We start from the raw sequence: 23,604 nt of genomic DNA, 5'->3' as shown, positions 1-23,604 counted from the left end.
ATGTGTTAGTGTGAAGTGGATGTCGCCGGCCGGCCCGGCAGGACAGGAAGGATCGCCGTGCCCGCGAAGTCGCCCATCCTCGAAAGCCTAGCCGAAACCCGCCCGTCGAGCTATGCCGATCAGGTCTACGGGCGCATCCTGCACGACATATTGAACTGCATCTTTCGACCGGGCGCGCGGCTGCCGACGGAGAACGAACTTGCCGAACGCTTCGGCGTCTCGCGCCCGGTCGTCCGCGAGGCGCTTGCGCGCCTGCGGGTCGACGGCCTCGTGGAAGCGCGGCGCGGCAGCGGCACCTATGTCTTGAGCAGGCCCTCGCAAGATCTGCCGAACCTGGCCGACCTGGAGGACATTTCGCGCTTCCTGCGCTATCAGGAGCTTCGCTTCTACGTGGAAGGCCAGGCGGCAGCACTGGCAGCGGAGCGGCGCACGGAAAAGCAGCTTGCCGCCATCCTCGAAGCCCATGAGGCCTTCGCCCATGAGGTCGGCCGCGGGGCTTTCCTTCCCGAAAGCGACCGGCGTTTCCATCTTGCGATCTGCGAGGGAACAGGAAACGAGTTTTTCGCCAAGGCGCTGGAAGGTTCGGAGGTTTCGCTGACCAGCTTCATGAATATCTCGCTTGCTCTCACCCGGTCCGGATCGCAGGCACGCGCCCGTCGGGTGATTGCCGAACATGCCGAGATCGTCGAAGCAATCCGCACGAAAGATGCCGTATGGGCACGGGTGGCGATGGAAGCGCATATCATCAAGGCGCGCCGAAGGATGACGGACGGAACGATCGACTCCTGATAGGTAAATATATTTTACAAATCATCGGTCATGTTGTAATGAAAACCGACTTATGGAGGAGGTTCTCATGCAAACTCGACTTGACGCCCGCAATTACGCAGCTTCCGTGGTGGCGGTCCCGCCCATCGCGTTGAATGCGGACCTGACGGTGAACGCCGACGCCAACGTGGCGATCATTCGCCATATCGAGGCAGGCGGGGTGCGTATTCTCCTCTATGGCGGAAATGCCAACCTTTATCATTTCGGCCTGGACGACTATCGCGCGGGCATGGAGGCGGTGATTGCGGGCGCTGCACCGCAGACCGCTCTCGTCACGTCGATCGGTCCGGACTTCGGCAAGGCCCTGGCGCAGGTGCCGATCGCCCGCGATCTGGGTTTCAAGAACGTGATGCTGCTCCCGACGCAGTTTCCGGCAGATTCCGCCGGTGTCGCCAATGGCGTGCGCCGCCTCGCGGCGGTCCTTGGCCATGGCCTGGTGCTCTATCTGAAGCGGGAGAATTATGTCGATCCGGACGAGCTTGCCCGTCTCGTCTCCGAAGGCGCGGTCGATTTCGTCAAATATGCGGTGGAGCGGGCCGATCCGGCGCAGGACGCCTATCTCGACGCCGTCATGGCGGCGATCGGAAAAGACCGGATGGCGAGCGGCATGGGCGAAACGCCGATCCACGACCATCTCGGCCGCCGCGCAATGACGACCTATACTTCGGGCGCGGTCTGCATTGCCCCTTCGGCCGCGATGGAACTCCTTGCGCTCTACAAGGCCGGGCGCGGAGCCGAGGCATTGGAGCTCAACCGGCCGTTTCTGGAGTTCGAGAGAGTTCGCACAGACTTTGGCGGTTTGCAGGTGCTTCATGACGGCGTGCGGCTGGCGGGGATCGCCGACACGGGCCCGCTGATGCCGATGATCTCCAATCTGAGCGCTGCGAAGCTTGGCCCCGTCGGCGTAGCGGTGGAGAGCTTGAAGCAGGCTGAAGCCGCCTGCCTGAGGCGCTCCGGAAAGGCAGCCGCGACCGCTTCAGCCTGAGTTGACACTTTCGTGTGGACACACTAATACATTAGTGCGCTAGTGCGGATGCGGTGCCGGAGGACTACGAGGCCGAAAACGGCCCGCCGCAACGTCCTGGTCTTTATCGAGGAGGAGAAAGAAATGACCATCCGCTATTGTACCCGCGCCGTGGCGCTTTTGACCGCGACGCTCTTTTCCGGCGTCGCGATTGCCGCCGAAGGCGAGGTGAAGATCGTGTTGCCGGAGCAGCCGGCCAATCTCGATCCCTGTCGCTCCATCAGGTCGGATATAGGCCGCATCATCAATTCAAACATTACCGAGACCCTGACTGTCATCGACACGGAGAAGGGCACCGTCGGCCCCTGGCTAGCGGAAAAATGGGAGCAGGTGGACGATCTGACCTGGCGTGTGCATCTCAAGAGCGGCGTCAAGTTTCAAGACGGCGCGGCATTCGACGCCGAAGCGGTGGTCAAGTCCATCAATCGCCTGATGAATCCCGACCTCACCTGCGACAGCCGCTCGAAATTCGGCGACGTCAAACTGACGCCGAAGGCGATCGATGCGCAGACGGTGGAGATCTCCTCCGACAGCCCGGTGCCGATCATGCCGACGCTGCTCGGCACTGTGCAGATCGTCTCCCCCAACATGCCGTTCGACAAGGAAAGCAACGATCCCGTGGGCACGGGACCCTATGTCGTCGAAAGCAAGTCCAACGAGCAGATCGTCCTGAAGCGTCACGATGCCTACTGGGGCGCCAAGCCGGACGTCACGCGCGCGACCTATGTCTGGCGCAGCGAGTCGGCCATCCGGGCGGCCATGGTCGAATCCGGCGAAGCGGACATGACCCCATCCATCGCCGTGCAGGACGCGACCAATGCCGAGTCGGACTTTGCCTATCTGAACTCAGAGACGACGCGCATGCGCATCGATGCGCAGATTCCGCCGCTCGACGATGTCCGCATCCGCAAGGCGCTCAACATGGCCATCGACTGGGACGGCATGGGCGAAGCGCTGTTCGGCAAGGACGTTCTGCGGGCTTCGCAAATGGTCGTCCCGGGCGTTCGCGGTCATAACCCCGATATCAAGCCATGGACCTACAATCCCGAAGAGGCGATGAAGCTGGTCGAGCAAGCCAAGGCCGAGGGTGCTCCGGTCGACAAGGAGATCGTGCTGATCGGGCGCAACGGTTTCTTCCCGAACTCGGCCGAAAGCCTCGAAGCGATGCGGTCCATGTGGCAGGAAATCGGGCTCAACGTCTCCATACGCCAGCTCGAAGCGGCCGACTGGGTGCGCTATCTCGACAAGCCCTTCCCGGAGGGACGGGGGCCGACGCTCTTCCAGCAGCAGCACGACAACAATACGGGCGACGCCGGGTTTACCGCTCCGGTCATGTATCTGAGCGAGGGACAATATTCGACGATCGCCGTTCCCGACCTCGACGTCGTGCTGAAAAAGGCGATGGCCGCGACCGGCGACGAGCGTGAAAAGCTGTTTCAGGAGGTCTTCGCGAAGGTGCACGACGAGATCGTCGCAGACGTGCCGATGTACCACATGATCGGCTATGTCCGCGTCGGCTCGCGCCTCGACTGGAAGCCGGACCTCAAGACGAACAGCGAAATCGCGCTCTCCGAGATACATTTCAAGGACTGACGAACCCGACCTGCCGCCGCGGCGTGTCTCACGTCGCGGCGCCCTCCTTGATTACGGTGGAAAGGAAACGCCGTGTTCGCTTTCATTCTCAGACGCGCCGGCCAGAGCCTGATCGCGGTGATCGGACTTCTGGTACTCGTCTTCTTCCTCTCGAGGCTTACCGGCGATCCGGCCTATCTCTATCTGCCGCTCGATTCTTCCGAAGCGCAGCGTCAGGCCTTCTCGGAAGCGCACGGCTTCAACGATCCCCTGGTCGTGCAATTCGCCCGGTACCTGGTCGATCTCGCGCGCTTCGATTTCGGGGACGCGCTGAGCCGCAACCGGCCGGCCATGGAAGTAGCGCTCGAGGCCTTTCCGCAAACGCTGAAGCTCGCCGTGATCGCGATCGTTCTTTCTCTCTGTCTCGCCGTCGTCGTCGGGTCGCTTGCCGCGGCACGCCCGAACAGCCTGTTCGACAAGATCGCGAGCACCGCGTCGCTGGCGGGCGCCAGCGCCCCGGATTTCTGGGTTGCGATCGTGGCGATCCTTGTCTTCTCCGTCGGACTGGGCCTGCTTCCGACCTCCGGGACGGGAACGGCGCTGCATTGGATCATGCCGATCTTCGTGCTGACCCTCAGACCCTTCGGCCTGCTGGTCCAGGTCGTTCGCGGCACGATGATGGGCGCGCTTGCCTCGCCCTATGTGAAGACCGCGCGGGCCAAGGGCGTGAACCGGTCCCGGATCGTCTTCCGGCACGCCCTGCGCAACTCGCTCCTCCCGGTCATCACCGTCGCCGGCGACCTCGCCGCAAGCCTCGTCAACGGCGCCGTCGTCGTGGAAACCATCTTCGGCTGGCCGGGGATCGGCAAGCTCATGATCGACGCGATCGTACGGCGCGACTTCGCGCTCATCCAGGCGACGGTGCTGGTGACGGCGATTGCCATCTTCGTCCTGAACATCGCGATAGACCTCGTCTATGCGCGGCTCGATCCACGCATAAGGTTTGAAACGAGATGAGTGCGACGGCCATGACGACTTCCGCCGATACCCCCGAGACGAAAGTCTCGCGTTTTCAGATACTGCGTCTCGTCAGCCGGGACTGGCTTGCGCTCGCCGCCGTGATCTTCCTGCTGGTCGTGGTCGCATGCGCCGTTTTCGGTCCGTGGCTGATGGGCGACCTCATCGACAAACCGAATTTCCGCGCACGAAACATGGCGCCGTTCAGCCTGTCTCAGGGTTGGACCTATGTGCTCGGCGCCGACACGCTCGGCCGCAGCCTGCTCGCGCGCCTCGTGGTGGGTGCGCAGAACACGATCGGCATTGCGTTTTTTGCGGTGCTCTGCTCGGTCGTCATCGGCGGCATGCTCGGCTTGATTGCCGGCTATTCGCGAGGCGCCGCCGGCACGATGATCATGCGCGGTGCTGACATCGTGATGAGCTTTCCTTCGCTGCTGCTGGCGCTGATCGTCCTCTTCAGCCTGGGCCCTTCCGTCACCAACCTCATTCTGGTGCTGGCGATCACCCGCGTGCCGATCTATCTGCGCACCACGCGCGCGGAAGTGCTCGAGGTGAGAGAGCGGATGTTCGTCAGCGCCGCCGTCGCGCTCGGCGCCAACCACACACGCATCCTTTTCCGTCACATCGCCCCGATCGTGCTGCCGACGCTGGTCACGATCGGAGCCATCGACTTCGCGACCGTCGTTCTCGCCGAGTCGTCGCTGAGCTTCCTCGGCCTCGGCATCCAGGCGCCTGAATTCACCTGGGGAGCCATGGTCGCGACCGGCCGCGGCTATCTCTCGACCGCCTGGTGGATCGCCTTCTGGCCGGGCCTGGCGATCCTTTTGACGACGCTTTCGCTCAATATCCTGTCGAGCTGGTGGCGCACCTATGCCGATCCGCAGCAGCGGTGGCGGATCGAACTCGCCCGCTCGAAGAAGGGCATTCCGGAGAAACGCAAATGACCGGCCCACACCTCCTCGAGGTCAAGGATCTGACCGTGGATTTCCTGTCGCTCGGAGGTGCCTTCCGTGCGACGAGCGGGGTCAGCTTTCATGTCGACGCCGGCGAGACGCTCGTGATCCTGGGCGAGTCCGGCTCCGGCAAATCGGTCAGCGCGAGTGCGATCATGGGGCTCATCGACACGCCTCCGGGCGATATCTGCGCGGGTTCGGTTGCCTATCGCGGGCGCGATCTCTCCTCGTTTTCGGAGGGTGAGCGGCGGGACCTCAACGGCCGGAGGATCGCGATGATCTTCCAGGACCCGCTCTCCCATCTGAACCCCGTCTATACGATCGGCTGGCAGCTGGAGGAGGTGTTCAGTGTCCACGGCGTTGCGACCGGTGCCGAGGCTCGGCAAAGGGCGGTCGACATATTGAGGCGCGTGGGCATCCCGGAGCCGGAGAAGCGCATCGACCAGTATCCGCACCAGTTTTCCGGCGGCCAGCGCCAGCGCATCATGATCGGCATGGCGATCGCGCTCAGGCCGGAAGTCCTGATTGCCGACGAGCCGACGACGGCACTCGACGTGAGCGTGCAGGCGCAGATCCTCGAGCTTCTGAAGAAGCTGCAGGCCGAAGAGGGCCTTGCCATCATCATGATCACCCATGACCTCGAGGTCGCCGCCAATATGGCCGACCGGGTGATCGTCATGAAGGCCGGCCGCATCGTGGAGGAGGGCGAAGCCCGCGCCGTCTTCGAAAATCCCGCCCACAGCTACACGCGGACGCTGATCAATGCCCTCCCGCATGCCGACGATGGAGCGCCGGCGAGGCCACCGCGGCCGGCCGGGAAACCGATCCTGGAAGTGAAGAACATCGACAAGTTCTACACGCTCTCGTCCGGGTTTTTTGCAAAGCCGGCGCGCTTGCATGCAGTCAAGAACCTGAGCTTCGACGTCGCAGCCGGCGAGACGATCGGGATCGTCGGCGAGAGCGGCTCCGGCAAATCGACCGTCGCGCGCGTGCTTCTGGGCCTGAACGAGGCTTCCGGCGGCCAGGCGCTGTTTCACGGACGCGACGTGCTGAAGATGGACCGCAAGCAACTGCTGGCCTTCCGCCGGAAGGTGCAGATGGTGTTCCAGGACCCCTACAGTTCGATGAACCCGCGCATGACGGTGTTCGACATCGTCTCGGAGCCGTGGCGCATCCACAAGGACATTCTGGAGAAGGCGCGCTGGCGCGACCGGGTCACCGAATTGCTGGGGCTCGTCGGCTTAAATCCAGAGCACGCCAAACGCTATCCGCACCAGTTCTCAGGGGGCCAGCGGCAGCGCATCGCCATTGCCCGAGCGCTTGCCTGCGATCCGGAGCTCGTCGTCTGCGACGAAGCCGTCTCGGCGCTCGACGTCTCGGTGCAGGTGCAGGTCATCGACCTTCTGGCGGAATTGCGTGACCGGCTGGGCCTTGCCTACATCTTCATAACCCATGATCTGCCGATCGTTCGTCACTTTGCCGATCGCATCATCGTCATGAAGAGCGGCGAGATCGTCGAGCACGCGACGACGGAAGAGATCTTCCGCAACCCGCAACATGCCTATACGCGCCAGCTCATCAATGCGACTCCGAAGCCGAAGTGGCAGACAGCCGCCGACGCGGCATGAAGAAGATCGCCCTGCCTGCGGCCGTCGCCGGAGCCCTGCTGATGGGGGCAAATTCCCTGGTCGCGGCGATGGACGGCGTCATCGTGCGCTTCGTGGCCGGGGAGGTCCACCCGATCGGCATCGTCTTCTTCCGTAACCTTGCCAGCCTGATCGCGCTCTATCTGATGCTGTGCCGCCGCGGATTTCCGCTCGGCATCGCGCAATTCAGCGGCCGGTCGATGCATTTCTCCGTCCATGCGATCAGGGCCGTCGTCAAGCTTCTGGCGCTCGTCGCGGCCTTCATTGCCGTCACCGAGATACCTTTGGCCTCCGCGACCGCGATCGCGTTCACCATGCCGCTCTTCGTCGCGCTCGGGTCGGTACTTTTCCTCGGGGAGCGGTTTGCCTTCGCCCGGGTCCTCAGCCTCATTGCCGGCTTCGCCGGTATTCTGATCGTCGTCAGGCCGGGCGCCGCAACCTTCCAGTCAGGCGCGGCCTGGGCGCTGGCGTCAGCGGTCGGTCTCGCCATCGTCGCGCTGTTGATGAAGGTTTCGGCCGAGCGCGAGGACCCGCTCAGCATCGCCTGGCTGAACCTGCTCGTGACGGTGCCCGTGGCTTTCGTCATGGCTCTGCCCTTCTGGCAGACGCCTTCGCTGTTCAGCCTCGCCCTCATGGCGCTGCAGGGTATCGGCGGCCTTTTCGCCCAGCTCTCCTTCGCGAGGGCAATGAAGCTCGCCGACGCTTCGCTGCTGGTTATCGTGGACTTCATCCGGCTGCCGATCGCCCTCGTTCTTGGCCTGGTGCTTTTCGGCGAGCCGATCCGGCTGGAGGTCGTGATCGGCGGAGCGATCATCCTTGGGGCGATCGCGTTGCTCTTTCACCGCGAGGGGAGGAGGCGAGGATAGGGACGGGGCCGCGAGCGTGCAATGCAAGGAACGAACCCCTCCCCAACCCCATTCACAGGTGGGGCGGGGGTGGGGAGGGGTTCTTGCGAACGATCACGCGTGGCGGCTCTCGAAATGCTCCACCAATGCGGCAACCATGCTGTCGCCCATCTGCTGCCGCGTCTCGCGCGTACCGCTGCCCATGTGCGGCGAGAGGACGACGCGCGGATCGGTGCGGAGCGCTTCCGGGACGAAGGGCTCCTTCTCGAAGACGTCGAGTGCCGCGCCGGCGATCCCGTTTCCGGCGAGCGCCGTGATGAGCGCCTGTTCGTCGACGATCGTGCCGCGCGAGACGTTTACCAGATAGCCTTCCGGGCCGAGGCTCGCGAGCACGTCGCCGTCGACGAGGCCGATCGTCTCGGGAGTGGCGGGACAGGTGACGATCAGAAGATCGGCCCAGGCCGCGAGAGCCTCGATGCCGTCGAAATAGGGAAGATCGACAGGCTTTCGTCTCGGGCCGTAATAGGCGGTCGGCGCTCCCATCACGCTCAGCCGGGCGGCGACCGCCGAGCCGATATGTCCAAGCCCGACGATCCCCGTCTTCATCGATCTCAGCGAGCGGCCGAGCGGGAAGGCGCTCTCGCCCCACTTGCCCTCGCGCACGAAATCGTGGCCGCGCATGAGGCCGCGCGTGGCCGAAATGCTTAGTGCAAGCGCAAGATCGGCGACATCCTCGGCAAGGATCTTCGAGGTATTGCGGACGACGACGCCACGGGCATGCGCGGTCTCGACATCAATGCCGTCGAGACCGGCACTGTAGCTGGCGATGATCTCCAGCACCGGCAGGCGGTCGAGCATGGCCGCATCGATATGGGCGTGCCTGACGGCGATGCCGCGAACCCGCGCTCCGTATTCGGAAAGAAACGGCCCGATCGCCGAGGCATCCTTCGGCAGCCGGACGGTATTGAAGGTTTCCTTCAGTTCCAGATCGGTCTTTTCCGGCAGTTCGGCGGCCTGAAGGATGGTAATGTCCCTAAGCATCGTCATGCCTAGCGTCCCTTGGCCCGGCGCCAGGCGGCAAATTCCGTCTTCGTCTCATCCTTGGTGGCGGGATAGAGGCCGATGATGGAGCGGCCCTTCAGGACCTCCTCGGTGACGAAGTCTTCGAAGGCCGTCATCTCGACGGCTTCGGCGGCGATCTCATCGGCGAGATGGGCGGGGACGATGACCACGCCTTCGCGATCCCCGACGACGACGTCTCCCGGCCAGACGGCGACGTCGCCGCAGCCGATCGGAACGTTGATGTCGAGCGCCTGGTGCAGCGTCAGGTTCGTCGGCGCGGAAGGACGGCTGTGATAGGCGGGGATGTCGAGTTCGCCGATTTCCGGGCTGTCCCGGAAGCCGCCGTCGGTGACGACACCCGCGACGCCGCGCACCATCAGCCGCGAAACCAGGATCGAGCCCGCGGAAGCCGCCCGCGGATCCTTCCGGCTATCCATCACCATGACGAAACCGGGTGGGCACTTCTCCACGGCCGCGCGTTGCGGGTGTTCGGGATTTTGAAAGACGGAAAGCTGGTTCAGGTCCTCGCGGGCCGGGATGTATCGAAGGGTAAAGGCCTGGCCGACCATGTTCTTCGCCTTCGGCGAGACCGGACGAACGTCCTGGATGAACTGGTTGCGCAGGCCGCGCTTGAAGAGGGCGGTGCATAAGGTGGCGCAGCTTACGCCTTCGAATTTCCTGCGTGTCTCGTCGGACAGAACATAGGTGGTCATGTTTCCTCCCTGGAATTTCGTGAAATCAGAAAATGTCGGGCTCGCCCACAGGGGCGCCGAAGGCAGTTTCGAGAAAGTCGAAATCGCAGCCCTCATTGGCCTGCTTGATGTGCTTCGAGAACATCCAGCCATAGCCGCGCTCGTATCTGTCGGCGGGCCGCGTCCACTCGGCGCGGCGTTTCGCCAAGGTCACTTCGTCGACCAGCATGTCGATCGTCCGGTTGGGGACGTCGACGCGGATGATGTCTCCGGTCCTGACGAGCGAAAGTGGGCCGCCGACATGGGACTCCGGCGCCACGTGCAGGATGCAGGCGCCGTAGCTCGTCCCGCTCATGCGGGCGTCGGAGATGCGCAGCATGTCGCGGCAGCCCTGCTTCAGGATTTTTTTCGGGATCGGCAGCATGCCCCATTCGGGCATGCCGGGCCCGCCCTTGGGCCCCGCATTTCTGAGGATGAGCACGTGGTCGGGCGTGACGTCGAGATCCTCGTCGTCGATGGCGGCCTTCATCTCCGGATAGCTGTCGAAGACGAGCGCCGGCCCCTCATGGACCCGCAGCCGCTCCTCGCAGGCGGACGGCTTCACGACGCAGCCGTCCGGCGCCAGATTGCCCTTCAGGACGGCGAGTGAGCCTTCATGGTAGATCGGGTTCGAAAGCGGCCGGATGACGTCGCAATTGTACACCTCCGCCCCTTCCAGCGTCGCCCCCAGGGGAAATCCGCTCACCGTCATCGCGTCGAGATGCAGGAGCTCCTTCATTTCGGCCATCAGTGCGCGAAGCCCGCCGGCATAGTAGAAGTCCTCCATCAGGTACTGCTTGCCGGAGGGCCTGATATTGGCGATCACCGGCGTCGTACGGCTGACCCGGTCTAGATCTTCGAGCGTCAGCGGCACCCCGGCGCGTCGCGCCATGGCGATGAGATGCACCACGGCATTGGTCGAACAGCCCGTCGCCATCGCCACGGCACTCGCATTTGCGACTGATTTTTCGGTGATGATCTGCTCAGGTCCCAGCTTCTCGTGCACCATCTCGACGATCCGCCTGCCGCATCGCGTGCTCATGCGGATGTGGTTGGCGTCGGCGGCGGGGATGGAGCTTGCGCCGGGAAGCGTCAAACCGAGCGACTCGGCGATCGCCGTCATCGTGCTTGCCGTTCCGAAGGTCATGCAATGGCCGTAGGAGCGGGCGATCCCCTCCTCCACGCCGATCCATTGCTCATCCGTTATCGTTCCCGCACGGCGCTCGTCCCAGTACTTCCACGCATCCGAGCCGGAGCCGAGATGCTCGCCCTTGTAGTGCCCGCGCAGCATCGGGCCGGCCGGCAGGAAGATCATCGGGAGGCCGGCACTGATGGCCCCCATGACGAGGGCAGGCGTGGTCTTGTCGCACCCGCCCATCAGCACGGCGCCGTCGATCGGATGGCCGCGCAGCAATTCCTCGGCCTCCATGGCGAGGAAATTCCGATAGAGCATCGTCGTCGGCTTGAGCGAGCTTTCCGAGAGCGACTGCACCGGCAGTTCGACGGGAAAGCCGCCGGCCTGCAGCACGCCGCGTTTCACGTCCTCGATCCGGTGCTTGAAATGAGCGTGGCACGGATTGAGATCCGACCATGTGTTCAGGATGGCTATGATCGGCTTCTCGCCCCAGTCCTTGGCGTCATAGCCCATCTGCATCAGGCGGGAGCGGTGACCGGAAGAGCGCAGGTCATCGGGGGCAAACCACCGTGCGCTTCGAAGTGTGGATGTCATTGGCTTGGATATTCCCGACAGGTGGATCTTCCACGCCGATGTAGCATGCCGGGAAACATGGCGCAATACACTAATGCATTAGTGTAGATCGGGCGGGCCGGGAGCAGCCTGCGGTGCTCCCGCAACGTTCCAACTCAATGCGTCGTCAGCACCTTCACTCCGCCTCTCCGGTCCAGGACGTCGACCACGACCTGGGATCTCGACCGCCTCAGGGCTATGTCAACCATCCCCGAACCGACCCGCAGCCGTTTCAGCACGACCTCGTCCAGGAAGGGCGGGAGCGTCGGTTCGTGCAAGGTCACATGCATCCTCCCGGCATCGAAGCCGAGGCCGATCATCGACTGGAGCAGATAGAGGGGCGCCGCCGCCGCCCAGGCCTGCGGCACGCAGGAAACCGGATAGAAGGTGGGCCCGCGGGCGCGCTGGCGCGCGAAGCCGCAAAATAGCTCCGGCAGACGTCTGAGGTCGGTGTAGGTGGAGGCCGCGAACAGCCCTTCGAAGATGCTCGCCGCCTCTGCTTGAAAGCCGTAGCGCACGAAGCCTGCCGCGATCAGCGCATTGTCGTGTGGCCAGACGGAGCCGTTGTGGTAGCTCATCGGATTGTAGCGCGCTTCCGAGGCGGCGATCGTGCGCACGCCCCAGCCGCAGAAGGAGGATTGCGCCATCAGCGTCGACACCACCCTGCCGGCGCGCTCCGGCAGGGCGATGCCGGTGAAGAGGGCATGGCCCGCATTGGAAGAGCGGACGCGGCAGGGATTCTTGTCCCCGTCGAGGGCCAGCGAATAGGTTCCGAGCTCATCGTCGTAGAAGGCCGTGTCGAACCGGATGCGCAGGTCTTCGGCCCGTCGTTCGAGCCTCAGCGCATCCTCGGCATGGCCGAGCTTGCGCGACAATCGGGCGGCCGCCTGCCAGGCGCCGAAGACATAGGCCTGTACTTCGGCGGCCGCGATCGGCCCCGAGGCCAGATTGCCCCCGGCATGGAAGATCGAATCGTGGCTGTCCTTCCAGCACTGGTTCACCAGGCCCTTTGCGGTGCGGCTTCCATATTCGACGAAGCCGTCGCCGTCGCGGTCGCCGAAACGGTCGATCCAGTCAAGTGCCGCCACCACGTTCGGCCAGAGGCTCCGCACGGTATCGAGATCGCCGGTGCGATCGAGATAGGCGCCGGCAAGCATGATGAAGAGAGGGGTCGAGTCGATGCTGCCGTAATAGCGCCGGAAGGGCACCTCGCCGAGTTCCGCCATTTCGCCGTAGCGCATCTCATGCAGGATCTTGCCCGGCTCCGCATCGGCGGCGGGGTCGAAATCGGTCGCCTGGTTGGCGGCCAGATGCCTGAGCACGCCTTTCGCGATTGCCGGGTCGAGCCACAGTGTTTCGAGCGCGGTGATGAGCGCGTCGCGGCCGAAGACGGTGCTGAACCAGGGAATTCCGGCGTAAGGGTAGGGACCTTCGGGGGTTTCCGTGAGCAGCATGTAGAGATCGGCGACGCTGCGCCTGACGGCTTCGTTGAAGACGGCGTTGGAGGTGACCACCGCAGCGGCGCGCGAGGCCGAGTAGCGCAGCGCCCTCCTGGCATCCCGCAACGCCAGAAAGAAGTTGAAGGACGGCGGGTGCGGGTTGTCCCGGACACTGTTGCAGACGATCTCGATGAAGATCGATTGCGCCTGGTGCGGCGCGAGCTCGACGACAAAGCTCGCCTCCTGTCCGGTGAGCCTCTCCGGTTCCGGATCGAAGCGGAGCGTCGTGCTGCGGGTCTGGCCGTCGAGGCCGTCATAGGCCAGAACGACCCGGGCGTTGCCGACCAGCGCGCTGTGATGGGTGCCGCGGCGCCGCCTGGGGGTGCCCCGCACCTCGAAAAGGTCGGCGAAGTCGGCGGCGAAGGACAATTCGACCTGCAGCCTTCTCGGCACTTCATCGAAGTTTCGGAAGACCAGGCGCTCGTAGCAGGCCTCCTGCCAGAGGAACCGGGTACGGCGCACGTGAATGAGGTCATGCTTCAACACCTCGCCACCGGGATCGAGCACGAGAGCCGGATTGGTGAGATCGCAGTCGAGCGTGGCATTGTCGTCCCTGAGCGTGGAACTCAGCAACAGCGACCGGGCGCCGTTCAACGTCAGCACGAACTGCGACAGATGGCGGGTGTCGCGGTGGAAGATCCCCTCCGGATTGGAAGGAGAGGAAAATGCGTCGCCGTTGTGATCGAACACGGCGAAGGTATCGCCGTGCTTCAGGGATCTGGAGCTTCGCTCGTAACGCGAAACCGCTGCAGGCCCCAGGTCGTCCGCAGATGTCACGTCGGGAGCGGCTTGGGCCGGCCCCCCGGAGAGATTGCTTCCCATCGGATCGGTCTCCGTTGCGTGCGAGCAGAATGAGGGAGGTGCGTGCCGTTTTCCACGCGCATCCCGCTTCGCTCCTCGAGTAGATCACGATGCGTTCAGGTCGATCAGAACTCATCCGTGATCCGGTATCAGGCGACCCTGGTAGAGCCGGGGCCCGCCCCGCTTTCGTTCGCCGCATGGATCGGCAGGACCCTTTGAGCGCCGCCTGCCAGGGCGCGATAGAGATCCAGATAGTCATCTGCCATGCGTCGGGCGGTGAAGCGTCTGTCGAAGGTCGCCCGGACCGTGTGGCGATCGAGCCAGTCGAGATCGTGGACCGCCTTCACGGCCTCCTCCATGCTGTCGACGATGAAGCCCGACACGCCGTGGTCGATGACCTCCGGCACCGAGCCGCAGCGGAAGGCGACCACCGGCGTGCCGCAGGCCATCGCCTCGATCATCACCAGCCCGAACGGTTCGGGCCAGTCGATCGGGAAGAGAAGGGCACGTGCATTGCCAAGGAATTCGCCCTTCTGACCTTCGTCTATTTCGCCGATGAATTCGACGTTCGGATAGCGCCGGACAAGCGGCTCGATCTCGTTCAGCCAATAGGCCGCGTCCGCTTTGTCGACCTTGGCGGCGATCTTCAGCGGCATGCCGACCCGGGCAGCGATTTCGATCGCGCGGTCGGGCCGCTTTTCGGGCGAGATGCGGCCAAGGAAGGCGAGATAGTCGCCCCTCGGCTGGCCGGTGAAGGGAAGGACGTCCGGAGCCAGACCATGATGGACCGTGGCGACCCAATTGACCGGCGGCATCGGCTTTCGCTGGTCGTCGGAGATCGAAATCAGGGGAACATCCGGGAATGCGGCATAGAAGGGCTGGAGGTCGGGCAGATCGAGGCGGCCGTGCAGCGTCGTCACCGTCTTTCCGGCGAGGCTGCGAACGAGGGGAAAATGCAGGAGATCGATGTGGAAGTGCAGGACGTCGAAGCCATTCGCCTGCCGGCGCACTTCCTCCAGCATCAGCATGTGATAGGGAATCGGGTCCAGAACCGCAGGGTTCAGTCTCAGCGCCATATCCGAGCAGGGAACGAGCTTTGCCGAGGTCATCGAGTCGCCGCTCGCAAAGAGGGTGACCTCATGGCCCTGCCGGACGAGCTCTTCCGTCAGGTGGTGAACGACGCGCTCGGTCCCGCCGTAGAGCTTCGGCGGTACACGTTCGAACAGCGGTGCGATCTGGGCTATCTTCATGAGCGACGCTCCTTGGATCGGGAAGTCATGAAGCGTTGTGAGCCTCCGTTGGGAACCTCCGGGGCGGACAACATCTATGATCTAGTCGATGCGCCGGGCGCTTCAAGAGCAACGGCGAACCGACGCGGCCGGATGACGCCGATCTGTTCTTTATGGACGTGGGGCTCAGGCCGGCGCCCGGCCGGGCTCGTCATGCCGACCTTCGACGAGGTCTTCGCCCCGCACCGGTCGGCAGTTGACCTCACACACGCACGTCCGGTCGGAAGGTCGCTCAGCACTTTTCCTGGAAGTGGCCTGCATCACGAGAGTTTGCGGCTCGCTCCCATGAGAAATTCCTTCATTTTCGCCGCCGCCGGCGAGAGCATGGGTTGGCGGTATTGCAGAATGGAGATGTTGCGGCTGATGACCGGATCCACCAGCTCGACGATCCGGACGTCCACATTGGTCGTGAGCTGGCGGGAGTTTTCCGGAAGGATCGCTATACCCAGGCCTTCCGCCACCATGCTGATCGCCGTCGTCGAGAATCGCACCTCGTATCTCGTCTTGACCTCGACACCGGAGGCGATCAGCGCTCGATCGACGAGCCCCCGCAGGGGGTTGTCCTTTGCCAGTCCGATCAGGCCTTCGCCTGCGAGGCTTGCCCAGTTCACCTGCCGCGCCTTCGCGAACCTGTGGTCGGAGCGGCAGATCAAGGTGAGCTGGTCACGCATCAGCACGCTGGCCTGGATCTCCGGATCGTCGGCGGAAACGGTGCCGATGCCGAGATCCGCCTCGTTCCGCTTCAATGCGGAGCGGATCTCCTCCTCCGGCATGTCCCGCACCTGTACCGATATGTCGGGATAGCGCTTGACGAAGCGCGCAATGACCGGCGGCAGCAAGGTCGCGGCCAGCACGATTGCCGCCGCGATCGTGACCCGGCCGCGTTGCAGGCTTGCCAGTTCATGCACATTCGCAACCGCGATCTCGAGATCCGACATGACCTTGCGGGCCTGGGGCAAAAATTCCGCTCCGGCCGTCGTAAGGCTGACCATGCGTGTGTGCCGGTCGAACAGCCGGTGCTTGAGGGCAACCTCCAGATCCTTGATCAGGATGCTGATCGCCGACTGCGTCAGTCCCAGGTGGTCGGCCGCCAGATGGAAACGCCCGAGTTCGGCCACGGCAATGAAGGCCTGCAACTGGCGAAGTGTCACATTCATCGGTACTTCTCTGTCTCGCGCCAGGCAGCAGCGCTGCCTGTTCCCGTTCCGCTTGAGCCAAGTTCCCCTTTTTCTGGCGCAAAAACAATGGATGTACCCGCGATCGCCTTGGACCGGGTCGTCAAGCTGCCGACAGCGGAGATTTGCCGGCCATCAGCAACCCGATCTCTTCCAGACGGCTGCGGTCGGGCGGAATCTCGCCGACGAGGCGGCCTTCATACATGACGAGGATGCGGTCTGAAAGCGTGAACAGTTCCTCGAGCTCCGTGGATATCAGCAGAATGGCCTTGCCGGCGCTGCGCTGCTCGAGAATCTTGTGCATCACCAGTTCGGTCGCGCCGATGTCGATGCCGCGCGTAAGCTGATTGATCAGCAGGAAATCGAACCGGCGGTCCAGCTCCCGCCCGACGACGAGCTTCTGCTGATTGCCGCCCGACAGATTCCGGATGCGGTCCCCCGGTCCCGACGCCTTGACCTTGAAGCGCCGCATGAGATCACGGGTCTGCTTCGTGATCTCGTTCAGGTCGAGCAATCCACGAGAGGAGAAGGGCGGCTTGTCGAACCGCTGGAGGATCAGATTCTCCGTCAGTGGCAGCGGCAACACGATGCCCATCCTGTGGCGGTCCTCGGGGATATGCGCCATGGGCAATTGATTGATCTCGTGGGACGACAGGCCCGCCAGTTGGGTCCCGTCGAGCGTGACGCTGCCGGACGCCACCGGAAGGAGCCCCGTCAGGGCCAGCGCCAGCTCGCTCTGGCCATTGCCGGAGACGCCTGCGATCCCGACGATTTCATTGGCTCTGACCTTGAAAGATACGTCTCGCAGTGCCGGAAGGCCGGCTTCGCCGTCGCAGCTGAGATGCTCGACCGACAGCACGACACGACCGGGCTCGAGAGGTGCGCGCGGCAAATCCATCAGGACGTCTCTGCCGACCATCATGCGCGCCAGTTCGCGCGCGTTCGTCTCGGACGTTTTCACGGTACGAACCACCTTGGCATCGCGCATGACGCTTACGCGATCGCTGACGCGCATCACCTCGTCCAGCTTGTGCGAAATGAAGATGACCGTCTTACCGTCCGCGACGAGTTGGCGAAGCAGATGCAGCAGACGGTCGGTTTCCTGAGGCGTCAGGACCGCGGTCGGCTCGTCCAGGATCAACAGTTCGATGCCGTGGTAGAGCACCTTGAGGATCTCGACCCGCTGCTGTTCGCCAACCGACAGGCTGGAGACGAGCGCGTCGGGCGCCACGTCGAGACCGTAGCGGTCGCTGAGCTCCAGAATACGCGCATGGACCGCCTTCATGTCGCGGATCACCCTGAAAGGCGAGCCCTGGCCCAGCACGTAGTTTTCCGCGACCGTGAGGTTGGGGACCAGCATGAAGTGCTGGTGCACCATGCCGATACGATGTTTGATCGCTTCGCGGGGAGAGCCCAGCTTGAGCGGCCGGCCCTTGAAGACGATCCGCCCTTCATTGGGTGAGAGAACGCCGCAAAGAATGCTCATCAGAACGGTCTTGCCGGCGCCGTTTTCGCCGAGCAGCGCGTGAATCTCGTTCTCTTCGACGTCGAGGGTCACGCCGGCGGTGACGATGAGCGGTCCGAACCGTTTATGGATGCCATCCATCAAAAGCAGTTGCTTGCCCGTCATTTCTCCCCCTCAGCTTTTCTTGTAGGCGACGCCGAGCATGCTCGGTGTGTCGACCCGGTTTCGGACGAATATCAGCGCCGCGATCGTCATGACGTAGGGCAGAGCCTGGAAGAGCTGATAGGGGAGGAAGAGCACCGGCTGCGCCTGCAATTGCAGCTGCAACGCATAGAACACCCCGAAGAGCAGCGAGACGATGAAGGCGCCGATCGGCGACCATCTCGCAAAGACCACCACCGCAAGGGCGATGAAGCCGCGGCCCGAGGAAATGCCTTCGACGAACTGGTTGGAGTGGGCGAGCGTCAGAAAGGCGCCGCCGAGCGCCGCGAGCGCCGAGCAGATGAGCACCGCGCCATAGCGATAGAGCGCTACGCTGCGGCCCGAAACGTCGACAGCCCTGGGATGCTCGCCGACGGCGCGAAGCGTCAGGCCGAACGACGTCCTGTAGAGCACGAAGACGGCAAGCGCGGCCACCGGAAGCGTGCTGTAGACAAAGGCGTTCTGCCGGAAGAAGGCTTCGCCGAAGAACGGCAGATCGCTCAGCCACGGCAGATTGATTGGCTTGGCGATCTCGATGCCCTTGCCGGCCGAGGAAAAATAGGCGCGGAACAGAAAAGCCGTCAGGCCGAGGCCGAGCAGGTTGATGGCAGCACCCACCACGATCTGGTCCGCCTTGATCGTGATGGTGAAGAACGCAAACAACAGGCCGACGAGAACACCTGCCGCGATCGCCGCGGCGACTCCGAGCAGGATGCTTCCGCTGGTGAAGGCGGCGGCGAAACCGGCAAAGGCACCCGCCAGCATCACGCCTTCGAGGCCGATATTGAGGACGCCGGCGCGCTCGGAAAACACTTCGCCGATTGATGCGAACATCAGCGGCGCTGCCAGCCGCCATGAGGCTGCGATGGTCGCGGCGAGAAAGCTCAGGCTTGCTACATCTTCCATGGGTCCACCTATTCGGAAGGGCGCATCGACGGGATCCGCAACACGGCAAATCCCACGACCGAGAGAATGACGATGCCCTGGATCACGAGCACGAGAACCTGAGGCACCTGCGCCGTGATCTGCATGAGCTCGGAGCCGCTTCGCAGGATTGCAAACAAGAGGCCCGAGAAGACCGCTCCAATCGGATTGTTGTTTGCGAGAAGAGCGACGGCGATCCCTTCGAAGCCGTAGCCCGGAGAGATCGACTGAAAGAGCCGCCGGGTGACGCCGGCGATCTCGAAGGCACCTGCGAGCCCGGCCATGCTGCCGCTCAGGCAGATCGACAGCATGATGTTCCTGGGAACGCTGATCCCGGCATAGCGCGCGGCGTCCGGGCTGATGCCGACCACCCTCAGCGCATAGCCCCGGGTGCTGCGAAACAGGAAAACATACATCACGACGGCAAGCGCCAGGGCGACGAGGATGCCGATGTGGAGGCGAGTCGGCGGCAGGATGCGCGGCATCCACGCCTCCTGGACCAGCCGGGCGGATTGCGGATAGGCCGCAGCCGCATCCCGCAACGGGCCGGTCACGAGATAGCTCGTCATGATGATGGCGATGTAATTCAGCATGATCGTCGTCACGATCTCGCTCGCCCGGAAATAGACCTTCAGAAGTCCGGCGATCGCCGCCCATGCCGCACCGGCAAGAGCGCCTGCGAGCATGACGAGCGGCACATAGACCCATGCGCTCAATCCGTCGAAGGAAACGCCCACGGCGGTTGCGGCGATGGCGCCGGCATAGAATTGCCCCTCGGCGCCAATGTTCCAGATGCTGCAGCGGAAGGCGACGCAAAGGCCGACGCCGATCAGGATCAGCGGCGTCGCCTTCAGGAGAATTTCGGCGATCGAGCGGGTGTCCTGGAAGACGCCAAGTACCATCACGTCGATCACGGCGCGTGCTTCGTAGCCGTTGAAGGCAAGAAGCGCCGCCCCGCATGCGAGAGCCACAACGACAGCGGCGACCGGCTGGATGATCGTGCGTAAAGGACCGAGCAGGCCTCGCCAGAGGGCGCCATAGGCCTGGGGGACAACCGCCAGCGGCTGTCCGCTTTCACTGTTTGCCATGAGTTTGCTGCCTTCGGATTAGGAAAAGCCTGAAGCTTTCCATCGAACAATCGATCGAAGCGGTTATCGTGGCCGGATGGGGCGCATGCGAATGGCCGGGCCGGCCCGATCCTTCGGGCAGTGCCCCATCCTTCTTGTACCTGCGGACGTTATTTCTGCCGGGTCTTGATTTCACCGGCTGCGATCTTGCCCTTCACCTCATCGACGTATTTGCGTACGTCCTCCGTCACCGGATTTGCAGCCTGCTCATTATAGGTGAACCTCATGACGTCGGCATCTTTCAGGCCGAATTCGACATTGGTCGTCGGCTTTTTGCCGTTCTTGATGTCCCCGACGATGCGGATGACGCCCCGGGCATAGTCGGCGACGTAAAGCCCGAGGATGTTCTTGGGAGCGACCGAGGTGTAGTCGCTGAAGATGCTGAACGTCTTGACGTCGGCACCGGATTCCGCGGCTGCCTGGAATCCCCCCACCGTCGCCCCTGAAGCATTCGGCAGCACGAAGTCGGCCCCTTGCGAAATCAGGCTGAGGCTTGCCTCCTTGGTCGCGGTCGCGTCGGTGAAGTTGCCGATATAGACTTCACTGACGGGGAAGTCCGGCGCGACGCTTCGCACGCCGTTGGTGAAACCCTCGAAGGCCTCCTTTATCGGTGGGATCTCCATCCCTCCGACGAGACCCGCCTTCTTCCCCGTCTTGGCCGCGATCACGCCCATCAGGTAGAAAGGTTGGCTCGTATCCGTGTTGAGGCCGATGACATTTCCCTCGGATATGTAGCTCGAGGAAATAAGAAAGACCGTATCGGGATATTCCGGTGCGACCTCGAGAGCGGCATCCTGAAACTCGAAGCCGTGCCCGAGAATGACGTTGTAGCCCTGGCTGGCGAAGTCGCGGAAGGCTTTCTCGAAGGATGCAGGGTTCTGCTGCAGCTCGACATAGCTGACCTCGGCACCAAGTTCCTTCTCCACGCCCTTGAGCGCGTTGAAGCCTATCCTGTTCCATCCTTCTTCCGAAATGCTGCCGGGAACCAGCAGTCCCATCTTGAACGATGCGCCCCCGGCGAAAGCCGGCCCGGCGGCAATGAGCGCGGCCATTGCGATCGCAGACGCCAAACAGCCTCTTCTGGTAATCATCATGATGCTCCTCCCTTCCTCTCCTCATCATGCCCGTCCGACGGCTTGTTGCCGTTCAGGGGACATCTTCCAATGCGCGTATGGCCTCCATGGCAGGCGATGCGGGTGCTGCAACCGGCCGGCCTTTCGCGAGGATCTGCATGCAGTCGGGACCTCCGCTGACGAGCGCGCTGACATCCTCGCAATCGGTGACGACGAGGTCCGCCCAGGCGCCCTCGCGGATGCCGTAATCGGTGCCGAGATTCATCATGCGTGCCGGTATTGCGGTGATCATGTCATAGGCGGTGGCAAGCTCGTCGCCCCGCAGATGCCCGGCAAGCAGCGTCCAGCGCGCGATCTCGAGCATGTCGCCCGAGCCGGTCGGCACGAACGGATCCTGGATATTGTCGGATGCGGTCGCGATGGCGACCCCCGAACGGATCAGGTCGGCGACGCGCGTCAGACCGCGGGGCGGCAACATGTCGTGGCTGCGGCCCTGCAGGTAGAGATTGGCCGCAGGCAGTGTCACGACGGCGATGTCGAGATCGACCATCTGGTCGCGGATGCGCTCGAATTCCTTCCTCGGCAGCGCGCTCAGGACGGATGCGTGCCCGAGGAGGGTGCGACCCTGCAGGCCAAATCTCCGGACCCGCTCGAACACGGCGTCGAAAAGCGGCCGTTCGGGGTTCAGGTGTTCGTCAAGGTGCAGATCGATGGGCCGGCCATGCCGCTCGGCCGCGGCGAAGAGGATGTCGAGATACCGCATCGGGTCCTCGGCGACCGCCGGGGTGCCCCCGACCGCGTCGGCCTGTTCGACTGCGGCATCGATGTTCTTCTCCAGCCATTCGATATCCTGGTTGGGATGCGGCGTCATGAACGCGACGAGTTGCAGCGTCAGCCGGTCCGCCCATTCCGATCTCAGCCGTGCCAAGGCATTGATGCCGTTGAAGCCGGCATCCTTGTCGACATTGATGTGGCTGCGGATCGCCGTGGTGCCGCGGGCAAGGCAGCGTTCCATGGTTCGTGCCGCACGTCGCGTCACGTCTTCTTCCGGCGCCTGGCGGGCATATCTGGCGAATGCCTCCCGCGCTCCCTGCAAGGTTCCCGAGGGATTGGGCGTGAATTTGAGGGCGCCAGTCTTGTCCAGATGCTGGTGGACGTCGACGAAGCCCGGCGAGACGAGCGCGCCGCGGAGATCGACGCCGATCACATCCGGGCCTGCTTCCAGGCGATGGCCGATGCTGGCGATGCGCCCGTCTTCCCCTATGAGAATGTCGCGTTCAGCGCCTGCCGCGGCTTCACCCGCGATGCGGCAGCCACGCAGGAGAAGTGCACGGCGGGCACCGCCATGACGGGTTCCGAGAACCGTATGCATCGAGTGACTCCATTCCATTCCGTCTGGCCCATTCCGTCCGGCCCATTCCATCTGTATGGAGACTAAGAAGCGGCGATTATTGAGGCAATTTCATAATAGATATATATTGTTTCGGTTTGCTTATGAATTGTCCGGCAGCTCCGCATCGCCCAGTGCAGCGTACGGCTGCGAAAGAAATAAAATAAGATAATGGCATGCAAGTCGCCATTCCATCCCCTGAAAAATCAGTTGCAACGGGATAAAAACGGGTTTTTCACCGGAGTTGGAACCGATGAAATTCCGCAAGTGATTTCATTCAGCCAAATTTATGCATGGTAATCCGGCGGAAATGCGAGCAATCTGCAAGGCGTACGCTGTAAATACGCTGGAGTCATGAATATAGGTGTCGACATTGCCGAATAATACATAACGTTGACATCCGATCATCCAAGTATAGATTGTTGACAATCTAATCTGGAGTGTTTCGGATGGCCGCGTCGCCCTTTCTCAGGAGTGCAAGATACCGTCCCCCTGCCGGGGCCGCGATGAGCGGGCCTGAGGCCGAGCAGCGTGTCGTCCAGGTCATCGTCGAGGCGATCATGCATCATCGGGTGGCCCCCGGCGCCAGGCTGATCGAGCGCGAGCTGGCCATCGCCTCCGGCGCCAACAGGTCGGCCATACGCAACGGGCTCATGCGCCTGGCGCATGCCGGGCTGGTGGAACTCAGTCCCAACAAGGGAGCGTCCATCGCCATGTGCTCGCCCGACGAAGCGCGGCAGATATTCGACGCGCGCATCGTGATCGAGACAGCGACGGTCGAGAAGCTCGCCGGCACGATCGGCGAGGCGGAGCGTGCGCGCCTGCGGTCGTTCGTGGAGGACGAACGCAACGCCTATGAAGAGGGCCGCATGGAAGAAGCCCGGCATCTGTCCCGGCGGTTCCATCTGCTTCTGGCGGAAATGGCCGGCAACGACGTGCTGACCGGGGTGATACGCGATCTCATCAACCGCCAGCCGCTGCTCTCCTGGTCAAGGCCGGACACCGAGCCGCGCTTCTGCGGCAATCACGCGCATTCCGAGATCGTCGAAGCGATAGCAAGCGGAGATGGCGAAAGGGCCGCCCGCCTCAACACGGAGCACCTGCGGGCCCTGGAACGTGAACTGGTGGCCGATCGAGCAGCGGCCATGCAGGCGTTTCGCTCCGTTCAGGCTAACGCGGGGTCCGGCGAAACCGAACGAGGGGAGGATGGCGACCCCGGTTTCGATTGAATCAGT

19 protein-coding genes are annotated in these 23,604 nt (G+C 63.3%); 8 read left to right on the top strand and 11 right to left on the bottom strand.

Features of this window, described 5'->3' with window-relative positions; translation table 11 throughout:
- Window positions 1-57 precede the first annotated feature (57 nt).
- The 7 genes from BHD07_RS30725 to BHD07_RS30695 all read left to right on the top strand — a co-directional run bounded on the left by BHD07_RS30725 (window position 58) and on the right by BHD07_RS30695 (window position 7,906).
- On the top strand, window positions 58-789 hold the full coding sequence (locus BHD07_RS30725) for a FadR/GntR family transcriptional regulator (protein ID WP_338284188.1): 732 nt from the start codon (window positions 58-60) through the stop codon (window positions 787-789).
- 52 nt (window positions 790-841) lie between these two features.
- On the top strand, window positions 842-1,813 hold the full coding sequence (locus BHD07_RS30720) for a dihydrodipicolinate synthase family protein (protein ID WP_338284187.1): 972 nt from the start codon (window positions 842-844) through the stop codon (window positions 1,811-1,813).
- Window positions 1,814-1,936: 123 nt separating this feature from the next.
- Window positions 1,937-3,445, top strand: a complete 1,509-nt coding sequence (locus BHD07_RS30715) for an ABC transporter substrate-binding protein (protein ID WP_338284186.1) — start codon at window positions 1,937-1,939, stop codon at window positions 3,443-3,445.
- Between the two features lie 72 nt (window positions 3,446-3,517).
- A complete protein-coding gene (locus BHD07_RS30710) occupies window positions 3,518-4,441 on the top strand; it encodes an ABC transporter permease (protein WP_338284185.1) in 924 nt (307 codons plus the stop codon).
- A gap of 11 nt (window positions 4,442-4,452) precedes the next feature.
- Window positions 4,453-5,385, top strand: a complete 933-nt coding sequence (locus tag BHD07_RS30705; protein WP_026168691.1) for an ABC transporter permease — start codon at window positions 4,453-4,455, stop codon at window positions 5,383-5,385.
- Window positions 5,382-7,022, top strand: coding sequence for an ABC transporter ATP-binding protein (locus tag BHD07_RS30700; RefSeq protein WP_100670894.1), 1,641 nt, complete (start codon window positions 5,382-5,384; stop codon window positions 7,020-7,022). Before BHD07_RS30705 ends, BHD07_RS30700 begins: the two co-directional genes overlap by 4 nt.
- On the top strand, window positions 7,019-7,906 hold the full coding sequence (locus BHD07_RS30695; protein WP_100670892.1) for a DMT family transporter: 888 nt from the start codon (window positions 7,019-7,021) through the stop codon (window positions 7,904-7,906). The genes BHD07_RS30700 and BHD07_RS30695 overlap by 4 nt, the downstream gene beginning before the upstream one ends.
- Window positions 7,907-7,999: 93 nt before the next feature.
- On the opposite strand, the gene BHD07_RS30690 is transcribed toward BHD07_RS30695, so the two are convergent.
- From BHD07_RS30690 to BHD07_RS30640, 11 genes are all read right to left on the bottom strand, one after another.
- Window positions 8,000-8,932 carry a 2-hydroxyacid dehydrogenase gene (locus BHD07_RS30690; protein ID WP_338284184.1) on the bottom strand — a complete coding sequence of 311 codons (933 nt, stop codon included), beginning with the start codon at window positions 8,930-8,932 and terminating at the stop codon, window positions 8,000-8,002.
- Between the two features lie 2 nt (window positions 8,933-8,934).
- Complete coding sequence (locus tag BHD07_RS30685; RefSeq protein WP_127708420.1) at window positions 8,935-9,660, bottom strand: ribonuclease activity regulator RraA; 726 nt, start codon at window positions 9,658-9,660, stop codon at window positions 8,935-8,937.
- Window positions 9,661-9,685: 25 nt separating this feature from the next.
- Window positions 9,686-11,407 (bottom strand): L-arabinonate dehydratase, encoded by a 1,722-nt coding sequence (araD, locus tag BHD07_RS30680; RefSeq protein ID WP_338284183.1) that lies wholly within the window; start codon window positions 11,405-11,407, stop codon window positions 9,686-9,688.
- A gap of 134 nt (window positions 11,408-11,541) precedes the next feature.
- Window positions 11,542-13,746, bottom strand: a complete 2,205-nt coding sequence (locus BHD07_RS30675) for an amylo-alpha-1,6-glucosidase (protein ID WP_275599604.1) — start codon at window positions 13,744-13,746, stop codon at window positions 11,542-11,544.
- A gap of 128 nt (window positions 13,747-13,874) precedes the next feature.
- Window positions 13,875-14,975, bottom strand: a complete 1,101-nt coding sequence (locus BHD07_RS30670; protein WP_338284182.1) for a glycosyltransferase family 4 protein — start codon at window positions 14,973-14,975, stop codon at window positions 13,875-13,877.
- A 299-nt stretch (window positions 14,976-15,274) separates the two neighbouring features.
- Window positions 15,275-16,171, bottom strand: coding sequence for a LysR family transcriptional regulator (locus BHD07_RS30665; RefSeq protein WP_338284181.1), 897 nt, complete (start codon window positions 16,169-16,171; stop codon window positions 15,275-15,277).
- 121 nt (window positions 16,172-16,292) lie between these two features.
- Entirely contained in the window at window positions 16,293-17,819 is a 1,527-nt protein-coding gene (locus tag BHD07_RS30660; protein ID WP_338284180.1) for an ABC transporter ATP-binding protein, read from the bottom strand.
- A gap of 9 nt (window positions 17,820-17,828) precedes the next feature.
- Complete coding sequence (locus BHD07_RS30655) at window positions 17,829-18,761, bottom strand: ABC transporter permease (RefSeq protein ID WP_100670876.1); 933 nt, start codon at window positions 18,759-18,761, stop codon at window positions 17,829-17,831.
- Window positions 18,762-18,769: 8 nt separating this feature from the next.
- Window positions 18,770-19,867: an ABC transporter permease gene (locus BHD07_RS30650; RefSeq protein WP_275600092.1), complete on the bottom strand. Its 1,098-nt coding sequence runs from the start codon at window positions 19,865-19,867 to the stop codon at window positions 18,770-18,772.
- Between the two features lie 149 nt (window positions 19,868-20,016).
- Window positions 20,017-21,000, bottom strand: coding sequence for a BMP family protein (locus BHD07_RS30645; RefSeq protein WP_338284179.1), 984 nt, complete (start codon window positions 20,998-21,000; stop codon window positions 20,017-20,019).
- 52 nt (window positions 21,001-21,052) lie between these two features.
- A complete protein-coding gene (locus tag BHD07_RS30640; RefSeq protein WP_338284178.1) occupies window positions 21,053-22,351 on the bottom strand; it encodes an amidohydrolase family protein in 1,299 nt (432 codons plus the stop codon).
- Between the two features lie 467 nt (window positions 22,352-22,818).
- Between BHD07_RS30640 and BHD07_RS30635 the strand changes: the two genes are divergently transcribed.
- Window positions 22,819-23,598: a GntR family transcriptional regulator gene (locus BHD07_RS30635; protein WP_338284177.1), complete on the top strand. Its 780-nt coding sequence runs from the start codon at window positions 22,819-22,821 to the stop codon at window positions 23,596-23,598.
- Window positions 23,599-23,604: the final 6 nt, after the last annotated feature.

Source organism: Sinorhizobium sp. KGO-5 (assembly GCF_036245905.1).
Taxonomy (GTDB): Bacteria; Pseudomonadota; Alphaproteobacteria; order Rhizobiales; family Rhizobiaceae; genus Sinorhizobium; species Sinorhizobium meliloti_A.
The sequence above is the reverse complement of the archived record's forward strand: the minus strand, read 5'-3'. Positions and strand labels throughout refer to the sequence as shown.

Bases quoted from the DNA above. Each gene is read 5' to 3' on its own strand.
- BHD07_RS30690 (WP_338284184.1), bottom strand. From the start codon at position 8,932: ATGACGATGCTTAGGGACATTACCATCCTTCAGGCCGCCGAACTGCCG.
- BHD07_RS30660 (WP_338284180.1), bottom strand. From the start codon at position 17,819: ATGACGGGCAAGCAACTGCTTTTGATGGATGGCATCCATAAACGGTTC.
- BHD07_RS30670 (WP_338284182.1), bottom strand. From the start codon at position 14,975: ATGAAGATAGCCCAGATCGCACCGCTGTTCGAACGTGTACCGCCGAAG.
- BHD07_RS30645 (WP_338284179.1), bottom strand. From the start codon at position 21,000: ATGATGATTACCAGAAGAGGCTGTTTGGCGTCTGCGATCGCAATGGCC.
- BHD07_RS30635 (WP_338284177.1), top strand. From the start codon at position 22,819: ATGGCCGCGTCGCCCTTTCTCAGGAGTGCAAGATACCGTCCCCCTGCC.
- BHD07_RS30700 (WP_100670894.1), top strand. From the start codon at position 5,382: ATGACCGGCCCACACCTCCTCGAGGTCAAGGATCTGACCGTGGATTTC.
- BHD07_RS30720 (WP_338284187.1), top strand. From the start codon at position 842: ATGGAGGAGGTTCTCATGCAAACTCGACTTGACGCCCGCAATTACGCA.
- BHD07_RS30695 (WP_100670892.1), top strand. From the start codon at position 7,019: ATGAAGAAGATCGCCCTGCCTGCGGCCGTCGCCGGAGCCCTGCTGATG.
- BHD07_RS30650 (WP_275600092.1), bottom strand. From the start codon at position 19,867: ATGGCAAACAGTGAAAGCGGACAGCCGCTGGCGGTTGTCCCCCAGGCC.
- BHD07_RS30665 (WP_338284181.1), bottom strand. From the start codon at position 16,171: ATGAATGTGACACTTCGCCAGTTGCAGGCCTTCATTGCCGTGGCCGAA.
- BHD07_RS30655 (WP_100670876.1), bottom strand. From the start codon at position 18,761: ATGGAAGATGTAGCAAGCCTGAGCTTTCTCGCCGCGACCATCGCAGCC.
- BHD07_RS30705 (WP_026168691.1), top strand. From the start codon at position 4,453: ATGACGACTTCCGCCGATACCCCCGAGACGAAAGTCTCGCGTTTTCAG.
- BHD07_RS30685 (WP_127708420.1), bottom strand. From the start codon at position 9,660: ATGACCACCTATGTTCTGTCCGACGAGACACGCAGGAAATTCGAAGGC.
- BHD07_RS30675 (WP_275599604.1), bottom strand. From the start codon at position 13,746: ATGGGAAGCAATCTCTCCGGGGGGCCGGCCCAAGCCGCTCCCGACGTG.
- BHD07_RS30715 (WP_338284186.1), top strand. From the start codon at position 1,937: ATGACCATCCGCTATTGTACCCGCGCCGTGGCGCTTTTGACCGCGACG.
- BHD07_RS30640 (WP_338284178.1), bottom strand. From the start codon at position 22,351: ATGCATACGGTTCTCGGAACCCGTCATGGCGGTGCCCGCCGTGCACTT.
- araD (WP_338284183.1), bottom strand. From the start codon at position 11,407: ATGACATCCACACTTCGAAGCGCACGGTGGTTTGCCCCCGATGACCTG.